The organism is Bradyrhizobium sp. B097 (genome assembly GCF_038957035.1).
GTDB lineage: Bacteria > Pseudomonadota > Alphaproteobacteria > Rhizobiales > Xanthobacteraceae > Bradyrhizobium.
In genome coordinates this window covers 2,314,832-2,332,929 of the sequence record NZ_CP152412.1, presented here as the reverse complement: position 1 = coordinate 2,332,929, position 18,098 = coordinate 2,314,832, and the positions used below count along the sequence as shown (strand labels likewise).

The 18,098-nt window shown below is 65.7% G+C and carries 15 protein-coding genes; 6 read left to right on the top strand and 9 right to left on the bottom strand.

The genetic code is table 11. The features are described 5' to 3' along the window. Nucleotides 1-481: 481 nt before the first annotated feature. The 7 genes from AAFG07_RS10795 to AAFG07_RS10765 form a co-directional block, all read right to left on the bottom strand. Complete coding sequence (locus tag AAFG07_RS10795; RefSeq protein WP_342727253.1) at nucleotides 482-1,702, bottom strand: ABC transporter substrate-binding protein; 1,221 nt, start codon at nucleotides 1,700-1,702, stop codon at nucleotides 482-484. Between the two features lie 216 nt (nucleotides 1,703-1,918). After that, nucleotides 1,919-3,349, bottom strand: coding sequence for an amidase family protein (locus AAFG07_RS10790; RefSeq protein WP_342727252.1), 1,431 nt, complete (start codon nucleotides 3,347-3,349; stop codon nucleotides 1,919-1,921). 40 nt (nucleotides 3,350-3,389) lie between these two features. After that, entirely contained in the window at nucleotides 3,390-4,808 is a 1,419-nt protein-coding gene (locus tag AAFG07_RS10785) for an amidase family protein (protein WP_342727251.1), read from the bottom strand. Between the two features lie 24 nt (nucleotides 4,809-4,832). Further along, a complete protein-coding gene (locus AAFG07_RS10780; protein ID WP_342727250.1) occupies nucleotides 4,833-5,627 on the bottom strand; it encodes an FCD domain-containing protein in 795 nt (264 codons plus the stop codon). Nucleotides 5,628-5,701: 74 nt separating this feature from the next. Next, on the bottom strand, nucleotides 5,702-6,202 hold the full coding sequence (locus AAFG07_RS10775) for a hypothetical protein (protein WP_342727249.1): 501 nt from the start codon (nucleotides 6,200-6,202) through the stop codon (nucleotides 5,702-5,704). Nucleotides 6,203-6,500: 298 nt separating this feature from the next. Next, nucleotides 6,501-7,622 (bottom strand): ABC transporter permease subunit, encoded by a 1,122-nt coding sequence (locus AAFG07_RS10770; protein ID WP_342727248.1) that lies wholly within the window; start codon nucleotides 7,620-7,622, stop codon nucleotides 6,501-6,503. A gap of 1 nt (nucleotide 7,623) precedes the next feature. Next, complete coding sequence (locus AAFG07_RS10765) at nucleotides 7,624-8,736, bottom strand: ABC transporter permease subunit (protein ID WP_342729119.1); 1,113 nt, start codon at nucleotides 8,734-8,736, stop codon at nucleotides 7,624-7,626. Nucleotides 8,737-8,931: 195 nt separating this feature from the next. Between AAFG07_RS10765 and AAFG07_RS10760 the strand changes: the two genes are divergently transcribed. The 4 genes from AAFG07_RS10760 (at nucleotide 8,932) to AAFG07_RS10745 (ending at nucleotide 13,035) form a co-directional block, all read left to right on the top strand. Beyond that, nucleotides 8,932-9,807: a MurR/RpiR family transcriptional regulator gene (locus tag AAFG07_RS10760; protein WP_342727247.1), complete on the top strand. Its 876-nt coding sequence runs from the start codon at nucleotides 8,932-8,934 to the stop codon at nucleotides 9,805-9,807. Nucleotides 9,808-9,812: 5 nt separating this feature from the next. Continuing rightward, nucleotides 9,813-11,168, top strand: coding sequence for an aspartate aminotransferase family protein (locus tag AAFG07_RS10755; RefSeq protein WP_342727246.1), 1,356 nt, complete (start codon nucleotides 9,813-9,815; stop codon nucleotides 11,166-11,168). A 50-nt stretch (nucleotides 11,169-11,218) separates the two neighbouring features. Next, nucleotides 11,219-12,229: an amino acid ABC transporter substrate-binding protein gene (locus AAFG07_RS10750; RefSeq protein WP_342727245.1), complete on the top strand. Its 1,011-nt coding sequence runs from the start codon at nucleotides 11,219-11,221 to the stop codon at nucleotides 12,227-12,229. Between the two features lie 173 nt (nucleotides 12,230-12,402). Further along, on the top strand, nucleotides 12,403-13,035 hold the full coding sequence (locus AAFG07_RS10745; RefSeq protein WP_342727244.1) for an aspartate/glutamate racemase family protein: 633 nt from the start codon (nucleotides 12,403-12,405) through the stop codon (nucleotides 13,033-13,035). Nucleotides 13,036-13,141: 106 nt separating this feature from the next. Here the strand turns inward: AAFG07_RS10745 and AAFG07_RS10740 are convergent, their stop codons facing one another. Then, complete coding sequence (locus AAFG07_RS10740; RefSeq protein ID WP_342727243.1) at nucleotides 13,142-14,476, bottom strand: MFS transporter; 1,335 nt, start codon at nucleotides 14,474-14,476, stop codon at nucleotides 13,142-13,144. A gap of 267 nt (nucleotides 14,477-14,743) precedes the next feature. Here AAFG07_RS10740 and AAFG07_RS10735 point away from each other — a divergent pair, with 267 nt between their 5' ends. Beyond that, complete coding sequence (locus tag AAFG07_RS10735; protein ID WP_342727242.1) at nucleotides 14,744-15,991, top strand: multidrug effflux MFS transporter; 1,248 nt, start codon at nucleotides 14,744-14,746, stop codon at nucleotides 15,989-15,991. 149 nt (nucleotides 15,992-16,140) lie between these two features. On the opposite strand, the gene AAFG07_RS10730 is transcribed toward AAFG07_RS10735, so the two are convergent. After that, the gene (locus AAFG07_RS10730; protein WP_342727241.1) at nucleotides 16,141-16,566 is read right to left on the bottom strand and encodes a DUF983 domain-containing protein; all 426 of its coding nucleotides are present in this window, start codon (nucleotides 16,564-16,566) and stop codon (nucleotides 16,141-16,143) included. Between the two features lie 81 nt (nucleotides 16,567-16,647). Here AAFG07_RS10730 and AAFG07_RS10725 point away from each other — a divergent pair, with 81 nt between their 5' ends. Then, nucleotides 16,648-18,024, top strand: a complete 1,377-nt coding sequence (locus AAFG07_RS10725) for a PLP-dependent aminotransferase family protein (RefSeq protein ID WP_342727240.1) — start codon at nucleotides 16,648-16,650, stop codon at nucleotides 18,022-18,024. Nucleotides 18,025-18,098 lie beyond the last annotated feature (74 nt).

Below are 18,098 nucleotides of genomic sequence, written 5' to 3'. Positions count from 1 at the left end.
GCGGCGGGGATTGTTGAAGGGACTCGTCGCACGGGCATTGCCGCAACAATCAGCATTTGTGGTTATGGGTCCCTGCTTTCGCAGGGACGACACCGAATGCTTTGCGCAGCCGCCGAGCCAAACGTTCAGGTTATCGCGGAATGATTTGCCGAGTCCTGCATCTTGTTCCTCCTTCACCTCGAAGAAGGCGCAGGGACAGCGGAGAGGCTTGCGCCGTCGGGCAACGCAGTGCCCGCGCGCGCGTGAGGGACGCACCGGCGGCCGGGTTCCCTCCCCCCTTGCGGGGGAGGGTTAGGGAGAGGGGTACCACACGGCGCGCTCTCTCCGAATTCGTCACAGCGATGAGTGAACGCGATTGCGCGGGTGGTGCCCTGATCGTTCAGCTCGCCCGTGGCCACCCCTCTCCCTAACCCTCCCCCGCAAGGGAAGAGGGAGCCTGAGAGACGTGCTCACCTCACAGCATTCTGCGGCGCCTCGCGTCCTAATGCGCCTTGGCGACGTAAGGGCAACCGCCTTCATCGAGCGGACGGAAGGCCTGGTCGCCCGGCACCGTCGCGAGATATTCGTAGAGATCCCACTTGCTCTTGGATTCTTCCGGCTTCTTGATGCGCATCAGAAACATGTCGTGCACCATGCGGCCGTCCTCGCGCACCACGCCGTTCTGAGCAAAGAAATCATTGACCGGGGTCTTGCGCATCTGCGCGATCACGGTCTCCGAATCCACCGAGTTGGAGGCGGCGACCGCCTTGAAATAGTGCCGCAGCGCCGAGTTGACGCCGGCTTGATAGGCCGTCGGCATCGCGCCATGCCGCTTGAAGAACTCCTGGGCGAAGACGCGGGTCTCGGGCGTGCGATCCCAATAGAAGGAATCGGTGAACAGCAGATCGTGCGCATGCGCGAGGCCGAGCGCGGGCACGTCGGTGAGCGTCACCTGCAGCGCGACGAGCTGCATGCTGGCGCGGATGTTGAACTCGTCGGCCTGCGACACCGCGTTGCGGAAGTCGGAGCCGGCATTGGCGAGCGCCAGGATCTTGGCGCCGGACGACTGGGCTTGCAGCAGGAAGGACGAGAAATCGGCAGTGTCGAACGGATGCCGGACCGCGCCGAGCACCTTGCCGCCGGCCGATGTCACGGCCTTGCTCGCATCGCGCTCCAGCGCCTGGCCGAACGCGTAATCCGCGGTGAGGAAGAACCAGGGAGTGCCGCCACGCGCAACCACGGCCTTCGCCGTGGCGTTCGAGGAGGCATAGGTGTCGTAGGTCCACTGCACGCTGGTCGGCGAACACTGCTTGCCGGTGAGGTCGGATGAACCGGAGCCCGAGATCAGGAACAGCTTCTTGCGTTCGCGCGTCACGGTCTGGATCGCGAGCGCCACCGCGGAGTTGACGCCTTCGGCGATCACGTCGACACCCTTGTTGTCGATCCAGTTGCGCACGATGCCGGTCGCCACGTCAGGCTTGTTCTGGTGATCCGCGGAGATGATCTCGATCTTGCGTCCGGCGACCTTGCCGCCGATCTCCTCCGCGGCCATTTGTGCCGCGATCACCGATCCCGGGCCATTGCCGTCGGAATATTGCCCGCTCATGTCGGTGATGATGCCGACCCGCAGGACACCGTCCTCCGCGCGAGCAGCGCCGGCCGCAAAGGAGAGACACGCGGCGGCAATTGCGACCAGGACATGCGAGCGTTTCGTGATGGACATTTCGTTCCCAAGGGTTCGGATGGTTCGGACGAACTCCTGAAGCAATCAGGGATCGCCGACAACCCCGTGGCCGGCATGGCGCTCTGCGATTCCGCGCGAGAATTCCGGGAGGAGGAACATGGCCGGGCGCCGACACGCGCGTCGCCGATCATGCGAACGCCGCGGCGAGATCTCGCCGCGGCGTTCTTTACAGTGCTGGATGGTTTCGAAATCGCCTCAGCGTCGCTCCCACAATTGTCTCGCCAGGATGCCGACCTTGCGCTCGATCGCCTCGGCCGCATCGAGACACATGTCCTCGCGATAGCGCGAGCCGACGATCTGGACGCCGACCGGCAAGCCCTCATGCAGCCCGACCGGCACCACGGCCGCCGGCAGACCCAGCACGTTCATCGATGAAATGAAACGGAGGTCGTTCCAGAACAAGTCCTTGACGCGCTGATCGCCGCCGAGATCGGCATTGACCTCCGGCGTCTTACGCACCGTGGTCGGCATCAGCACCAGCGGATACTGCTCGAGGAACGTCATCCAGTTCCTGATGTGGCGCGACCGCTCGGCGATCGCCTTCATGTAGCCGGCTTGGTCGAGCGGGTTAGCCAACGCCATGAAGCCGTGGAACGTCTTCTGGAAGTCGGCACTGGAGGTCGCCAGCATCTGGTCCTGCTGCAGGATGCGGGTCTCGGTCATGATCAGATCGCACCAGAGCTGCCAGACCTTGTTGAGATCGGGCACCTCGACCTCGCTGACCGCGTAGCCCGCATCGGCCAGATGATCGGCCGCCTTGCGCTGAAGCGCGATCACGCCCCGATCGGTCGCCATGTCCTCAGGGATCTTTGCGAGCGCGACCTTGACCGGTGCGGCAGGCTTCGGCCCCGTCAACGGCGCCGGCACGTACCAGGGATCGCGCGGATCGCGCTGCGCCATCACCTCGAGGCCGAGGCGCACGTCGGCGACGTGGCGCGCCAGCGGTCCTTGCGACGACATGAACTGCGCCATCAGCGGCCGCTCTGCCGTGGCGCTCGGGTTGAACGCCGGAATCCGGCCCTGGGTCGGCTTGATGGTGGCGATGCCATTGCAATGCGCCGGCCAGCGTAGGGAGCCGCCGATGTCGTTGCCATGCGCGATGGTGCCGATGCCGGCCGCGATCGACGCGCCGGCGCCGCCGGAGGATCCGCCGCAGGTCACATCCGCGTTCCAGGGATTTCGCGTCAAGCCGTGCAGCGGGTTGTCGGTGAAGCCGCGCAGCGAGAATTCCGGCGTGTTGGTCAGGCCGATGATGATTGCGCCGGCCTTCTTGAGATTGGCCGTCACCGGCGAGTCGCCCGGCGCGATATTGTCCTTGAAGGCGACCACGCCGTTCGAATTGGCCTGGCCTTCGACGTCGATGTTGATCTTGATCGTGACCGGCACACCATGCAGCGGTCCCACGGCGCCGCCCTTCCCTTTGCTCGCCGCCAGCGCTTCGTCGGCGGCCTTGGCCGCCTTCATCGCTGACGCGCCGAGGTCGACGACGACGGCGTTGAGCGCCGGATTGGCCGCGTGCATGCGGTCGAGATGGGCGCGAACCACCTGCTCCGACGTCACTTCGCTTTTCTTGATGGCCGCCGCCGTCTCGACGGCGGACCATTGCCAGATCGGTGCATTCGTCACGTGTTGTTCTCCCGGTTGTGTTGAGTGCTTTGTTGTTGGTTCAGTCGCGCGGATCGATCGGCGTCAGCGTCGACGCACGCGCCTCGATCACCTCGGCGACCGCGAGACAGACATCCTCGCGGAAGCGGCCGGCGATCACCTGGACGCCGACCGGCACGCCGCCAGCGGTCCCCGTCGGCACCACGACCGACGGAAAGCCGAGCGCGGGGACGGCGAGCAGCGGCCGCTGCGCATCGAGCAGCGCGCGCACCACCGTTGCGTCTTCCTGATCCTGATCGAAGCGGAACGGGAGTTGCGCCGAGACCGGCAGGATGATGACCGGGCAGCGCTCCTGGAACAGCTGCCAGGCCCGCACGATGGCCAGCCGCTGCTCGAAGCAGGCCAGCACCTGATCGCCATCGAGCTCTGGCGCATAGGCAATATGGCCGTCGAGATTGTAGCGGCTTCGATCGTCGCCGAACTTGCGGATCATCGGCGCCAGCACGCGCCGCTCCTCATTGATGACAAGCCGATGCCAGAGATCGGCGGCCTCCGCGAGCCGCGGCGGCGAGGTCTCCTCCGCGGCAAAGCCGGCCTCGGCGAGCCAGCGTCCGGCGGCGCGCACCGCTGCGCTGACCTCCGGCGCCTCGTCGCCGAACGGCGCCGCCGCGATCGCAACGCCAACCGGACGCTTGAGCGGCGCACCTTGCAGCGGCACCGGCAGCCATGTGCCGTCGCGCGCATCCGGCTGCGCCATCGCGGCGAGGCCGGCGCGTAGATCGGCGACCGAGCGCGCGAGCGGCCCCTGCACCGACATCATCTGCGCGGTGATCGGACGATCCGAAGTCGCCGACGGATTGAACGAAGGAATTCGTCCCGGCGTCGGACGCAGGCCGGCGACGCCGCAGGCATAGGCGGGATAGCGGATCGAGCCGCCGAAATCATTGCCATGCGCGATCGCGCCCATGCCGGAAGCGACGGCCGATGCGGCGCCGCCGCTGGAGCCGCCCGGCGTCAGGTGCCGGCTCCACGGATTATAGGTTGCGCCGTGCAGATCGTTGTTGGTGAACCAGCGGTGCGAGAAGGCCGGCGTGTTGGTGCGCCCGACAATGACGGCGCCGGCCTTGCGGAAATTCGCGACCACCGGGTTGTCCTCGGCGGCGATGACGTCGCGGAATGCGACGACGCCGTTGGTGGTGGCGTGGCCGCGCTGATCGACATTGACCTTGATCGTGACCGGCACGCCGTGCAGCATGCCGAGCTCGGCGCCGGATTTCACCGCTTCATCCGCAGCATCTGCCGCGGCCAGCGCCTCATCGGCGAGCACCTCGACAATGGCGTTCAACGCCGGATTGACCTGCGCGATCCGGTAGAGGCTGGATTGCACGGCTTCCCGGCTCGAGATCACACGCGTCGCGATCGCGCGCGCCAGATCGACGGCCGACCAGCTCCACAACTCATTCTCGCGCCGCGTGACCATGACCACTTCCTCCAACGCTGTTGTTCAGTCGAGCCGCAACGGCTGGTAAAACACCGGCAGATCCATGCGCCGGTCTTCCGGGGGGACGACCACGGCTTCGGCGCTCAGCACATGGTCGAGCATCACGCGCCGGGCGCGCGCGGCGTTGCCGGAGCGGAACGCGGCCATCAGGCGCTTGTGAAACTCGATATTCTCGCAGGTGAAGCTGGATGCGAATTCCTGCACGCCGAGCTTGCCGATCAGATGCCGGATCGCCTCGTTGACGAAGCGGGCGACCAGGCCGAGCAGCGGATTGGGACAGGCCTCGATCAGGATGTCGTGGAAATCGATCTCGGCGTGGCGGTGGTGCTCCCAGTCCGCGATGCCGCCGGGATGATGCTCCTGCACCGCAATCGCCTTGTCGAGCGCGGCGAAATGCGCCGCCGTGAGGTGGCCGACCACGCTGAAGGCGAGCTCCGGCTCGATCAGGCGGCGGATCTGGTAGATCTGCGCGGTAGAGATCGACTGGAAATAGAAGTAGTTGCTGAGCAGGCCGACGATCCGGTTGATCGACACCGGCGCCACCCGCGCGCCGCCGCCGGGACCGGTGGTATTCTGCACCAGCCCCTGCACTTCCAGTGATTTGAGCGCCTCGCGGATGGTCGAGCGGCTGCAGCCGAACATCTCGATCAGCTCAACCTCCTGCGGCAGCCGGTCGTTCGGCTGCAAGCCGGCCTGGAAGATGTGGCTGCGGATCAGATCGGCGACCGCGTCCGAGCGCTTGCGCTTGATCGAGGCGCGCCGCGACGGGTCCAGGGAGGGGAGAGCCGATTTATCCATTTTATGATCATAAATAGGCCGAGGCGGCTCTGCAAGCCCCTCGGTGGCCCCAACCGGGACGGTCTTGAAGCCGGCTATTGGTTCGGCGTGAGGCGCATCCGGCGACAGAATCCGTCAATGAACCGTGCGAGCGCTTCGAAATTGGCGAGCAGCCTTTCAGCCAGTTCTCGATCAACCGATCCGGGGGCAAACGATTCCGTCAGACGCCTTTGACGATCTGCCCAAGCCCGGCACGTTGCGGCCTTGGCTTCGGCAAACGCAACTTGCTCCGTTCGGCGGACGAGCCTGTCTTCTTGTTCAAGCGACCGCCTGTTGGGGATTGATCTCGTATTGGCTGGAACGCTTGGACGCTTGAGCAGATCCAGGTCGTGATCCGTGTTTGCGCGCGCGATGGCCTCATTCATGTATGTGCCTCCCGCCAGCCGCAGTCCTGGTCGGCGCGGCTTAGCTTCAGGACGCAAGAACTGCTCGATCTCTGTCAGCAGGTCGCGAAGCTCATCGGTCGAAAACCCCTGCAGGGCATCGTCGACCTGGCTTCGGGTGCTCTCCGGATAGACGGCGTTGTCTTCGGCCATTGGCGTACAGCAAAATCGAAATAAGCCTGTCAGGCAGGCACCATGCATTCCTATCAAAAAGGTAACGGCAGCCGTTGCGCGGCGCTTAGTCCAAATCGGACGATGCCCACGCGGACAATGATTTCTGTCATCGCGCGCGTTCGCGAATCGAATGGCAATCAAAATAGGTTAGGGACGGAACAGCGCCTAGTGCACTCTGTGCCAGCCGCGCTCGGCGCGAACCATCGGCCAAGTTTTGGTTGCTGCATCCTTAAGGCCAGAACAGGCCGTTGCAAAAATCAAAGCAGGACCAGCTCGCTCAGTTCGCTCCGCGCTGTGCCTCGAGGCCGCGGCTGTAGCGCGACATCGCAAAGCAGAACGCGAAGTAGATCACGCCGACGAACACATAGACCTCGACGCTGAAGGACTGCCAGGCCGGATCGACGATCGCGGTCTTCGCAGTCGTCAATAGATCGAAGATGCCGATGATCAGCACCAGGCTGGTGTCCTTGAAGAAGGCGATGAAGGTGTTGACCAGCGGCGGGATGACGTGGCGGATCGCCTGCGGCAGCACGATCAGCGCGTTCTTTTCCCAGTAGGACAGCCCGAGTGCGTCGGCCGCCTCATATTGTCCGCGCGGCACCGCCTGCAGGCCGCCGCGCACCACTTCCGCAAGGTAGGCGCCGGCATAGAAGATGAAGGCGACCTGCGCGCGCAGCAATTTGTCGATGTTGACGCCGTCAGGCATGAACAGCGGGAACATCACGCTCGCCATGAACAGCAAGCTGATCAGCGGCACGCCGCGGATCAACTCGACATAGAGCACGCAGAGCGAGCGGATCGCCGGCAATTTCGAGCGGCGGCCGAGCGCGACCAAAATTCCGAGCGGGAAACCGAACGCCAATCCGAAGGTCGCGAGGATCAAGGTCACCGGCAGCCCGCCCCAGCGGTCCTGCGTGACAAAGGTGAGGCCGAGGAAGCCGCCCCACATCAGGCAGCCGATTGCGATCAAGGCTGCGGCCCACAGCAGGAACAGCTCCTTGCGCCAGAAGCTGCGGCGGCTCGAAACCGCGAACAGCGCGATGAAGATCAGGACCGCGAGCGCCGGCCGCCACTGCTCGTCGAACGGATAGGTGCCGAACAGGATGAAGCGGTACTTCTCGGGGACGACGGCCCAGCAGGCGCCGACGCCGCGCAGCGCGCGGCAGGCGCTGCTGTCGTTGCCGGAGACGATCCAGACCGCGTTGGCAATACCCCATTGCCAGAGGCCGATGCAGGCCTTGCCGAGCACGAACAGCAGCAGCAGCGTCATGATGCTGGACGGGATCGAGGCGAACAGATTGGCACGCAGCCACGCGGTAAGATGACCGCCGAGCGCCCGCGGCGCCGGTCGCGGTCCGATCGGCAGCGGATCCTGCGGAAGGTGCGCGACCGAGCTCATCTCAGCGCTCCACCAGCGCGATCCGCGCGTTGTACCAGTTCATGAACAGGCTGATGCCGAGGCTGATGGTAAGGAACACCATCATGATCAGCGCGATCGACTCGATCGCCTGCCCGGTCTGGTTCAGCGTGGTGTTGGCGATCGAGACGATGTCCTGGTAGCCGACCGCAACCGCAAGCGAGGAATTCTTGGTCAGGTTGAGATACTGGCTGGTCATCGGCGGGATGATGACGCGCAGCGCCTGCGGCAGCACGATCTGCTGCAACACGAAGCTGCGCTTCAGCCCGAGCGCCTTGGCGGCATCGGACTGCCCGCGCGGCACCGCCTGGATGCCGCTGCGCACGATCTCGGCGATGAACGCCGAGGTGTAGGTGACGAGCGCGATCAGCAGCGCAAAATATTCCGGCGCCAGGGTCAGCCCGCCGACGAAGTTGAAGCCGCGGAGCTCCGGCAGCATGATGCTCCAGCTCGCGCCCGAGAGCCACGACACCAGCGCGGGCAGCGCGACGACGAGGCCGAGCGCGTAAGGCCAGGCCGGCCGGGCCTTGCCGTCGAGCATCTGCTGCGCGATCAGGCGGCGCCTGACGAGATGGAGCGCGACGAGGCCTGCGACCAGCGCCAGGATCGTCCACCAATTGGCCTCCTGCAACGGGACCGACGGCAGGATCAGCCCGCGGTTGGAGAGGAACACGCCCTCGACCGGCTTCCAGGCCTGGCGCGCCGCCGGCAGGCCCTGCATCAGCACGTACCAGAACAACAGCTGCAGCAGCAGCGGCAGGTCGCGCAGCACCTCGACATAGACGGCAGCGAGCCGCGCCAGCAGCCAGTTCGACGACAGCCGCGCGATACCGACCAGCGTGCCGATCACGGTCGCCAGCACGATGCCAATCACAGCAACACGCAGCGTGTTGACGATGCCGACGATGAAGGCGCGCAGGTAGGTGTTCTTCGGCGAGTAATCGATCCAGGAATCCGCGATCGGCATGCCGGCTTCGCGGCCGAGGAAGGCAAAGCCGGTCGAGATGCGCCGCACCGAGAGATTATGGACCGCGTTCGACCACAGCCAGGCGACGATGGCGACCGCGATGGCGACCACCAGGATCTGCCAGAACAGGCCGGCGACGCGGGGGTCGCTGAGCGAAAGCCGCCAGGACCGACTTGGAGCCCGGGCGGGAGAGCGTTTCGGCGTCGATGTCGTCACAGCACAAGGATCCCAGTGAGAAGCGATCTTCTGCCATGCGCAAGAGCGTATTCGGGGCTGCGCACTTCATATGTTGCACCAAATTGATATTCGTGCAACATATGTTTCATGGCCCAGGCTCAGCCGAAACCATCGCCCCTGAACGAATTGTGCAGCGCATTGCCGTCGCTGCCGATGCGTTTGCAGGAGGTCGGGCGTTTTGTCGCAGCCAATGATTACGACGCCACCACCCGCTCGATGCGCGAGCTCGCCGCGGTCGCCGGCGCCGATCCTGCATCCTTCACCCGTCTTGCCAAGGCGCTCGGCTATTCCGGCTGGGACGAATTGCGCGCCGCACTCACCGAGGCGCGACGGCCGGCGCAGGCCTCGCCGTTCTCCGGCCGCGCCAAGGGCCGCCGCGCCGGGCCGAATGCCGATGTCCAGCTGGTGCACGACAAGATCGAGGCGGAAGCTGCGGGGCTTGCACGGATTTCCGCGAGCGCGATTGCGGACGCCGCGCGTGCGCTGCACGCCGCGAACCGGATCTGGATCACCGGATTTCGCAGCTGCCGCAGCGTTGCGGAACTGTTGACGTACCAGCTTCGCCTGTTCCGCCCCGACACCGTGCAGCTGGTCGGCGGTTCCGGCCCGTTCGATCTCGACCATGGCGCCTTCCGCTCAGGCGACGCCGTGGTCGTGATCGGCTTTGCGCCCTACACCCTGGTCAGCGTCGAAACCGCGCGTGCAGCGCATCAGGCGCGCGCCACGTTGATCGCGATCGCCGACACCATCAGCGCGCCGATGGCCGAGGGCGCCGATCATCTCCTGCTGTTCGAGGCCGCCTCCTCGCCCGGCTTCTTCCCGAGCCTGACCGGCGCGATTGCAGTCGCCCAGTCGCTGGCCGCCGTCGCCTTCACGCTGGGCGGCGCGGGTGCCAAGCGCAGGCTCGAGCAGACCGAGGGCCGCCTCGCCGAGATGTCACAATACTTTGTCGAGAAAGGATGAGTGTCATGGCAGCCAACAAGAGCCGCGTGATGCATCGCAGCCTGCGCGAAACCCCGCCGAAAGCGGTCGGCGGCGACGGCGTCTGGCTGATCGCGGAGGACGGCCACCGCATTCTCGATTCCTCCGGCGGCGCCGCGGTGTCCTGTCTCGGGCATCAGCATCCGCGGATTCTCGCCGCGATCGCAAAGCAGGCGTCCAAGCTTGCCTATGCGCATACCGGCTTCTTCTCGTCGGAGCCCGCGGAAGAGCTCGCCGAGCGGCTGGTCGGCCACGAGCCCGGCGGCCTCGGCTATGTCTATTTCGTCAGCGGCGGGTCGGAGGCGATCGAGGCCTCGATCAAGCTGGCGCGGCAATATTTCATCGAGCGCGGCGAGCCGAAGCGTGCGCGCTTCATCGCGCGCCGCCAGAGCTATCACGGCAACACGCTCGGCGCGCTGTCGGCCGGCGGCAATGCCTGGCGCCGCGAGCCCTATGCGCCGCTGCTGTCACCCGCGTTCAGCCACGTCACCCCGGCCTTCGCCTATCACGAGAAGCGCGACCATGAATCGGAGGCCGCCTTCGTCGCCCGCCTCGCCGCCGAGCTCGAGGCCGAATTCCAGCGGCTCGGCCCCGAAAACGTTGCCGCCTTCATCGCCGAGCCCGTGGTCGGCGCCACCGCCGGCTGTGTGCCGGCACCGGAAGGCTACTTCAGGGCGGTGCGCGATATCTGCAACCGCCATGGCGCGCTCCTGATCCTCGACGAGGTGATGTGCGGCATGGGCCGCACCGGCACGTTGCATGCTTGGGAGCAGGAAGGCATCTCGCCGGACATCCAGGCCGTCGCCAAGGGCCTCGGCGGCGGCTATCAACCGATCGGCGCGATGCTTGCCAGCGGTGCCATCGTCGACACCGTGCGCAACGGCTCCGGCGCGTTCCAGCACGGCCATACTTATCTCGCGCATCCGCTCGCCTGCGCCGCTGCGCTCGAAGTGCAGAAGGTGATCAGCGAGGAGAAGCTGCTCGACCAGGTCAAGGCGCGCGGCCGCCAACTCGAACAGCGGCTCACTGAGCGCTTCGGCAATCACCGCCATGTCGGCGACATCAGGGGCCGCGGCCTGTTCTGGGCGATCGAGCTGGTCGCCGACCGCGGCACGCGGCAGCCGTTCGATCCCAGGCTGAAGCTGCATCAGCGGATCAAGTCCACAGCGTTTGCCGGCGGGCTCGGCTGCTATCCGTCGGGCGGTACCGCCGATGGCCAGCGCGGCGACCATGTGCTGCTCGCCCCGCCCTATATCGCAACTTCCGGCGACATCGACATGATCGTCGAAAGACTAGGCGCTGCGGTCGACAGCGCGTTGAAGGACATTGGTCACGGAGCATGATCCGGAAGATTTTCCGAGAAGGTCATGCTCAAGCATGAGGGAGGAGTAAGATGTACAGGGGATTGATCACGACAGCTGTTCTCGTCGCCGGCATCGCGAGCGCAAGCGCGGCGACGCTCGACACCGTCAAGCAGCGCGGCACGCTGGTGTGCGGCGTCTCGACCGGCTTTGCCGGCTTCTCGGCGCCGGACTCGCAGGGCAACTTCAAGGGCCTCGACGTCGATTACTGCCGCGCGCTCGCCGCAGGCATCCTCGGCGATCCCGCCAAGGTGCGCTACGTCGCGCTGACCGCGCAGAACCGCTTCACTGCGCTGCAGTCCGGCGAGATCGACGTGCTCTACCGCAACTCGACGCAGACTTATCTGCGCGGCACCACGCTCGGCCTGCGCCAGGGCCCGGTCAATTTCTACGACGGCCAAGGCTTTGTGGTGAAGAAGGACCTCGGCGTGAAGGAGCTGAAGGATCTCAAGGGCGCCACGGTCTGCGTCGCGCAGGGCACCACGCATGAGGTGACGCTCGGCGATTACGGCCGCGCCAACGGCATCGACTGGAAGCCGCTGGTGTTCGATCGCCCCGACACCATGTACCAGACCTTCTTCGGCGGCCGCTGCGATGCCATGACCCAGGACGCTTCGGCGCTCGCAGGCGCGGTCGCGACCGCCGCGCCAAAGGCGGAAGATTACGTCGTGCTGCCGCAGACCATCAGCAAGGAGCCGCTCGGCCCGTTCACCCGCAACGGCGACGAGGTCTGGAGCGACATCATCACCTCGCTGCACTACGGCCTCGTTGAAGCCGAAGAGCTCGGCGTCACCCAGGCCAATGTCGACGAGATGACGAAGTCGCAGGTCCCGGCAATCCAGCGCCTGCTCGGCGCGTCCGGCGATCTCGGCAGCCGGCTCGGCCTCGACAACAAATGGCTGGTCGCGGCGATCAAGGCCGGCGGCAATTACGGCGAGATCTTCGAGCGCAATGTCGGCAAGGCGAGCCCCTTGAAGCTCGAGCGCGGCCTGAACGCGACCTGGAGCAAGGGCGGGTTGATGTACGCGATCCCGTTCAAGTGACGCTTCTTGTTACCTCTCCCCGCTCGCGGGGAGAGGTCGGAACGCATCGCCAGATGCGTTCCGGGTGAGGGGGAGCCACCGCATGCTTTCCTCTCACCTGTCACGACGATAGAGCCCCTCACCCCAACCCTCTCCCCGCAAAGAGCGGGGAGAGGGAGAAGAAAACAGCGACCATGCGCATCACTCTCATTCACGCCTTGAAGCACTCGATCGTGCCGATCGAAGCCTCGTTCGCGCGCCACTGGCCGGAGGCGCGGTTGATGAACCTGCTCGACGACAGCCTCTCGGCCGATCTTGCGCGCGACGGCAAGCTCTCCGACCGCATGACCGAGCGGTTCCTCACCATGGGCCGCTACGCAGCAAGCACCGGCGCCGACGGCATTCTCTTCACCTGCTCGGCGTTCGGGCCCTGCATCGAGGCGGTGGCGCACGCACACGCGCCGATGCCGGTGCTGAAGCCGAACGAGGCGATGATCGAACAGGCGGTGGCGAAGGGAAAACGCATCGGCCTGCTCTCGACCTTCCCGCCAACGCTGGTGTCGATGCCGCCGGAATTTCCAGCGCAGGTTACGCTGGTGCCAAAACTCGCCGAGGGCGCGCTGGCCGCGCTCGATCGCGGCGACCGCGCCGAGCATGACCGCATCGTGGTCGAGGCGGCCAGGGATTTGCGCGACTGCGATCTGATCGCGCTCGCACAGTACAGCATGGCCCCGGCGGCCGAGCGCGTCGCCGAGGTCACCGGCCGCGAGGTGCTGACGACGCCCGACAGCGCGGTCCTGAAGCTGAAGGCAATGCTCGGCGCTTGAGCCCCGTCATTGCGAGCGAAGCGAAGCAATCCATTGTGCGGCATACGCGGAGCCATGGATTGCTTCGTCGCTATCGCTCCTCGCAATGACGGAGCCGCTGCAAACGCTAAGCCCCCACGTCATTCACGTTGAGATCGACGCCCTGCGGATCCTTGATCGTCGACACCGTGATCAGCGAGATCAGCGACAGCACCGCGATGTAGACGCCGACGCGCCAGGACTGGCCGTAGCTGCCGATGATCCATTGCGCGATCATCGGCGCAAAGGCGCCGCCGAAGATGGCGCCGAGTGCGTAGCCGATCGAGACCCCGGAATAGCGCACCTTGGCCGGAAACAGCTCGGCATAGAGCGCCGCCTGCGGGCCATAGGACAGGCCGAGCGCGATGGTGAGGCCGACCGCGCCGACGAAGAACAGCAGCAGGTTCTTGCTGTCGATCAAAAACCACATCGGCACTGCCCACAGCACCATCAGCCCGTAGCCGATCTGGAAGCAGCGCACGCGGCCGATCTTGTCGCCGAGGATGCCGCCGAGCAGCGTGAAGATGAACCAGCTCACCGCCGCCAGCGTGCCGATCAGCAACAGCTGCTCCGACGGCATCTTCAGCGTGTTGGTGCCGTAGCTGATGATGAACGCGATCAGGATGTAACCGGCCGCATTGTTGGCCATGAAGATCAACGCGGTGCGCAGGATTTCCTTGCTGTGATTACGCATCAGCTCGCGCAGCGGCGCGGAGGATTCCTTGTGCCGGCGCTGCATCGCCAGGAACACCGGGGACTCTTCGACCGTGCGGCGGATCATGATGCCGACGACGATCAGGAGGATCGAGAGCAGGAACGGAATCCGCCAGCCCCATTCGATCATCGCCTGCTTGCCGAGCGTCGCGGTCAGCGCCCACAACACGCCGGTTGCCAGGATCATGCCGAGCGGCGTGCCGATCTGCGGGAACGAGCCGAAGAAGCTGCGCTTGTCGCAAGGTGCTGATTCCACCGACATCAGCGCCGCGCCGCCCCACTCGCCGCCGGCCGAGAAGCCCTGCAGGATGCGGAGAAGAATCAGGAGTGCCGGCGCCCAGGCGCCGATCTGCGCGTAGGTCGGCAAGAGGCCGACCAGCGCGGTCGCAGCGCCCATCAAGAGCAGCGTGACGACCAGCATGTTCTTGCGCCCGAAGCGGTCGCCGAGATGGCCGCAGACGATGGCCCCGAGCGGACGGAACAGGAAGGAGAGGCCGAGCGTCGCGAACGAGACGATCTGCGCCAGCAGCGGATTGTTCGCATTCATCGGTGCGAAGAACAGCGCGCCGAACACCAGGCCTGCCGCCTGGGCGTAGACGAAGAAGTCGTACCACTCGATCGTGGTGCCGACGAGCGTTGCGGTGAGGACCTTGCGCTCCTCATCGGACAGCGTCGCGCCGCGCGAGCGCGCGGAGATTTCGATGGACATGTGGCCTCCCCAAACCCGTTTTTTGGCCGTACGGGCATGATCGGCCGCGATGCGCCTGTCCCGCACGGATGCTGGTACCGGGATAGCAGAGCTTCCGGCGCGGGACGAGTAAAATAGTTGCAGCAGCAACGATAACGCACCAACCAATAGCCTGGGGCCGGTTCCATGACCCGGCTACCTCACCCGCCGCCGACGGTCTCCCATCCCAAAACGCCGATTGTGCAATGCAGCAAGACCGCTATGCTGGGAGTCTCCAAGAGGTTTTAAGTGTCTGACATCAATGCCGATGCCTGGGTGTCCTCAGGCCACCGCCCGATGGGCTTTCCGGAATTCGTCGTCGTCATCGCCTCCATCATGGCGCTCAACCCGCTGGCGATGGACATGATGCTGCCGGCGCTGCCGAACATCCGGTCCGCGTTCCAGATCGCCGACGCCAACCGTCCGCAGATGGTGCTGTCGATCTTCCTGGTCGGCTTCGGCGTCGGCCAGTTCGTGATGGGCCCGCTGTCGGACCGCTTCGGCCGCCGCCCGGTGCTGCTCGGCGGCATGACCGTCTACACCATCGCCGGCCTGCTCGCGATCATGGCGCCCTCGTTCGAGACGCTGCTCTTGGCGCGCGCACTGCAAGGGCTCGGCACCGCGGCGACCCGCGTGATCGCAACCTCGATCGTGCGCGACTGCTATGCCGGACGGCGGATGGCGAGCGTGATGTCGCTGGCGATGATGGTGTTCATCGCGGTGCCTGTCATCGCGCCGTCATTCGGCCAGGCGGTGATGCTGCTGACGCACTGGCGCGGCATCTTCGTGCTCTTGATGATCTACGGCGTGATCGCGCTGGCATGGAGCGCGATGCGGATGCCGGAAACGCTGCCGCTCGAACTGCGCAAGTCGCTGGCGATCCCCGAGGTGCTCTCCGCGTTTCGCCAGACCGTCACCAACCGCCAGACGCTCGGCTACGCGCTCGCCGCCGGCGGCGTGCAGGGCTCGCTGTTTGCCTTCGTGTTCTCGTCGCAGCAGATCTTCACCGAGGTCTTCAAGCTCGGACATTACTTCCCGGTTGCTTTCGCGGCTTGCGCCGTCGGCGTCGCGATCGCCGGCTTCCTCAATTCGCGCATCGTCGGCCGCATCGGCATGCGGGTGATCTCGCACGCCGCGCTGACCGGTTTTGCCGTCGTCGCCGGCGCGCTGTTCCTCGCGGTGAAGACCGACACGTTGTCGCTGCCGCTGTTCATGGTGCTGGCCGGCCTGATGATGTTTGCGTTCGGGCTGATGATGGCGAACTTCACCGCGCTCGCGATGGAGCCGCAGGGCAAGATCGCCGGCACCGCGTCGTCGCTCTACGGCACCATCACCACGCTGCTCGGGATCGGCGTCGGCACCACGATCGGGCAGGACTATGACGGCACGCTGCTGCCGTTCGCGACCGGCTTCTTCCTCTGCACGCTGGCCGCGCTCGCCGTGGTGCTGGTGACGGAGAAGGGCCGCATGTTCCGGCCGCATCATCATCCGATTTGATGAACCCGTAGCCCGGATTTCGCTTCGCTTCATCCGGGCTACGATTCTAATTTCGTTGCAGCGCTGTAGCCCGCATGAGCGAAGCGATATGCGGGACCACTGTTCCCGGATGTCGCTTCGCTCATCCGGGCTACGATTCCAAGATCGCGTCAGGCTCCGCGAGCCCGTCCGGCATTGCTTCGCGCCCGCACCGGCGCCGCTGCACGCCGCGTCGCCGCGAATCCCTCCATCCCGAGCTGCCATTGCAGGCCGACGATCGCGCCCTTGGTCGGCTGCAGCAGCCCGAGCGCGCTGAACAGGGTGAACGGCAGCCAGATCGCCAGTTGCAGCCAGGCCGGCGGCGCGTAGGTCATTTCCATCCAGAGCAGCGCCGGCACCACGACGTGGCCGACCACGACGATCACGAGATAGGCCGGGAAATCGTCCGCGCGCTGCGGGGTGAAGTCCTCGCCGCAGACCTCGCAATGATCCGCCACCTTGAGGAAGCGGCCGAACAGATGGCCGCGCCCGCAGTTGGGGCACTTCATCGTGAAGCCGCGCCACATTGCCTTGGGAAGGGAAACTGTCTCCGTCATGACCATCGTCCTTGACCTGATCTGATGATCCATACAATATGAATTCTAGAGCATACAATCAAAGACAAAGCGTCGGATTGCATGGATTGGATCCCTACAGTTTCGGAATGGCACGGCCCGATGTTCCTGCGCATCGTCGATGCGCTCGCCGCAGATATCGCAAGCGGCCGGCTGGTCCGCGGCCAGCGGCTGCCGACCCACCGTGCGCTGGCGTCGGCGCTCGATATCGATCTCACCACGGTGACGCGCGCCTATGGCGAGGCGCGGCGGCGCGGGCTGCTCGACGCCCGGGTCGGCCAAGGCACTTTCGTCTCGGAGACCACGGCGCGCGCAGCGTCCGACCTGCCCGCCCCCGTCAACATCGACCTGTCGATGAACCTGCCGCCGCAGCCGGTCGAGGCCAATCTCGACCTGCGGATCGCGCAGGGACTTGCCACCATCCGCTCCGAGGCCGGATTTTCAGCCTATCTCGGCTATGCGCGTCCCGGCGGCACCGCGGACGAACGCGACGCCGGCGCCGCGTGGCTCGCGCCGCGCGTGCCGCAGGCATCGGCCGAGCGGATCGTGATCTATCCGGGATCGCAGGCGATCATCTTCAACGCCTTGCTGGCGCTGACTTCGCCGGGCGATGTCGTGCTGACGGAGGCGTTGACGTTTCCCGGCATCAAGGCCGCGGCCGCGCGGCTCGATGTCCGCCTGGTCGGCGTTGCGATGGACGCTGAAGGCGCCAGACCCGACGCTCTCGACGACGCCTGCCGCAAGCACAAGCCGAAGGCGGTGTATCTGGTGCCGACACAGCAGAACCCGACCACGGCGACGATGGACGCGGCGCGACGCAAGGCGATCGCCGATATCATCCGGAAGCGCGGCTGCGTCCTGATCGAGGACGACGTTTACGGCCCGCTCGAACCGCAGGTGGCGCCGATCGCCACCCTGATTCCAGAACGCACCTACCTCGCCGCGAGTATCGCCAAATGCATCGCGCCGGCCTTGCGCGTCGCCTATCTGCTGGCGCCCGATGCCAGCGCCGAGCAGCGGATGCGCGCCGGTATGCAGGCCACCATGCAGATGCCGCCATCGCTGATGGTCGCGCTGGTCACGCAATGGCTGCGCTCCGGTGTCGCGACCGACATCATCCGCGCCATCCGCAACGAGGCGGTCGCGCGCCAGCAGCTTGCGGCCCGCTTCCTCAAGGGTGTCAGCTATGCGGCGCGGCCGGCGAGCCACCATCTCTGGATGCCGTTGCCGAAACACTTCGACGGGACCGACCTGCTGTCGCATCTGATGCGCAATGGCCTTGCCGTGGTCGGCGAAGATGCCTTTGCGGCAGGCGATGCCGCGCCGCGCGGCCTGCGCGTCTCGCTGGGCGCCGCGCGCAATCGTGCCGAACTGAGCCAAGCGCTGCAGGTGCTGTCGAATGCCGTGCGCACGCCGGTCGGCGCCACGCAAATTGTATGAATTTCGACCATCGTTAGGGAATAAACTCGCCCGAAAATGATTATGGTGCGGGGGCGCCTGCGCTAAAACTGCGG